This window comes from Synechococcus sp. R3-13 (assembly GCF_047462195.1).
GTDB lineage: Bacteria > Cyanobacteriota > Cyanobacteriia > Thermostichales > Thermostichaceae > Thermostichus.
The window spans coordinates 1-2,208 of the sequence record NZ_JANSIO010000189.1; the positions used below are offsets into that span (position 1 = coordinate 1).

Sequence of the window (2,208 nt, forward strand, 5' to 3'; positions counted from 1 at the left end):
CTCCTGCTGTTGCAGAGAGTGCGGGGCTTCCCTGCAGGCTGGCCCAACCCAGATTCCGAGAAACTAACGTCAGAACCTCAGGCAAGGCCACAAGCCCTGTTCAGAGGGGTTCAGATTTCCGAGTGTCGGCAATGGCCTAGGCCATAGATTTGCGGCGGTTCCGCCGGACGGCCACCGCTTTGCGCTTGCGCTTTTCTAGGTTGGTTTCAAAGTGCCGATGGTTGCGCAAATCCCGCAAAATGCCCGCCTTAGAAACCTGACGCTTGAAGCGACGCAGCGCAGATTCGATCCCTTCGTTTTCGCCAATCGTCACTTGGGTCATAAGCAAGACATCTCCTCCGTCAATCAAATGGGTTTGGTTACAACAGGGATCCCTATCCTAAACCATCTCCGCCCCGCTGCTTGCTGCTACAGTTCCTATTCACTGTAGCCGGCTGCCAAAGTTGAGCCCCGCAACCACCTCACCTTCCCTCAAATTGACAACGAATGAAGCAGTTGTCCCGGTGGGGGGTGGAGGGGAGGGTGGTGCTGGAGTTGGGCTGGGGGCACTGCCGATTACCGATTGCACAAAACCGGCGAAGCTAGACACCCGCGTATACACCCCATAGAAATTGGGCTGGGCGCAGCCGATGCCAAAACTGGTGATTCCGGCCAGGGCAAAACCCGTGCCACTGGACACAATCAAAGGCCCACCACTATCGCCCTTACACGTATCGACTCCTCCCTGGGGAAAGCCGGCGCAGAGCATGGTATCTAAAATGGTGCCATTGTAGGATTGGGGCGCGTTGCACACCTCGTTGGCGACAATGGGAACTTCAGCCTGCTGTAGAGCCCCGGGAAAGCCGCTGGGCTCCTCCTCGAGACGGGGGAAGGTGGCTCCCCAGCCAAGGATGGTGGCGAGAGTACCAGGGGCAGTCAGGTTGGTTTGGTTGGGCTGCACCAGTGGCAGGGTGGCCAGAGCCACTGGCCGAGAAAGGCGCACCAGGGCAATGTCGTTCCCCCCAAGTTTCCCCACCTGGGGGTTGTAGCCGGGGTTGAGGACAATTTGCGCGGCGCGAATGCGTTGGCCGGCACCGATTTGCAAGCGGTTGGTACCCAACAGCAGATCCAGATTTTGGGCACTCACTACCTGCTTGCCTTGATCGTCGAAAAAGCAGTGGGCAGCGGTGAGCACCCACTCCGGTGCGATCAGGGATCCGCCGCAAAACTGCGCTCGAAAGGGATCCGGCTCAGCCGCGTTCAGCAAGGCCACCATCCAGGGAAAGGCCCCTTCGGGAGCAGGTCTGCCGCCCACAATCCGCTCCAGCCCCAAGCCTGAGCGCGGCGTGGTGAACACTCGCCCTGGGGGCAAAAGGGCGGTGACGCGGTAGGTGCCAGGGGGCAAGTTGGAGAAGCGAAAGTTACCGCTGGCATCGCTGACGGTGCTGGGCTCCCCCGAGTCGAGGCGGCCATTGCCGTTTAAGTCCAAAAACGTGGTAATGCCCGGCAGCCCCGGCTCCCCCGGATCCCGCAGCCCATTGCCGTTGAGATCGTCGAAATGGGATCCCTCAATTCGTCCTGTGGGAGGAGCTGAGACTGGGGGAAGCGGGCGACTGGAACCCCTGCCGCCACAGGCGCTTATGCTCAGGGCCAGACACAACCCCAGCGGAATAGACCAAGAGCGAGCCAAGCCCAAGGAGGAATGGGATCGCGAGAGATGAGGCATGGTCAGATTCTCCAAAGCCAGCCGGTTATGCCAGCCAAGGATATCCTACCGGCGAAGCCTAAGGATTGCGCAACCGGGAGAACTTCTCCCCGCGGCCGGCTCTCCCGAGTTGCCCCAAGACCCCAATGCCCACTTTTGCCTCTTGCCGCCCGTGCACCTGGGCAGTAAAACCAGGGTGGGAGGGTGTGTGGCAGATGAATATCGCGGTCTTGGGGTTCAAAGGGGGCGTGGGCAAAACCACCACGGCGGTACACCTGGCCCTCTACCTTCAGCAAAAACAAGGGGCAGCTCCTGCGGGTGGGTCGGGGATGGCCCTGTTGATCGACGCCGATCCCAATCGCTCGGCCTCTCGCTGGGCAGAACGGGGATCATCCTTTCCTATCAAGGTATTGGCCGGGGATCCCACCACTCCCACGCCCACGGGCTTTCAGCACACGGTGATCGACACTCCTGCCCGTCCCACCCCGGAACAGTTACCAAAAAACTGGGTCTAAAGCCCCGCC

At 60.5% G+C, this 2,208-nt stretch carries 3 protein-coding genes; 1 reads left to right on the forward strand and 2 read right to left on the reverse strand.

All coding sequences use genetic code 11. The features are described from left to right. Nucleotides 1-136: 136 nt before the first annotated feature. Nucleotides 137-322 (reverse strand): 30S ribosomal protein S21, encoded by a 186-nt coding sequence (rpsU, locus tag NW856_RS05675; RefSeq protein ID WP_011432857.1) that lies wholly within the window; start codon nt 320-322, stop codon nt 137-139. A gap of 99 nt (nt 323-421) precedes the next feature. Then, nucleotides 422-1,705, reverse strand: a complete 1,284-nt coding sequence (locus tag NW856_RS05680; protein ID WP_414399473.1) for a trypsin-like serine protease — start codon at nt 1,703-1,705, stop codon at nt 422-424. Between the two features lie 194 nt (nt 1,706-1,899). Between NW856_RS05680 and NW856_RS05685 the strand changes: the two genes are divergently transcribed. After that, nucleotides 1,900-2,199: an AAA family ATPase gene (locus NW856_RS05685; protein WP_414350991.1), complete on the forward strand. Its 300-nt coding sequence runs from the start codon at nt 1,900-1,902 to the stop codon at nt 2,197-2,199. The last annotated feature ends 9 nt before the right edge of the window (nt 2,200-2,208 follow it).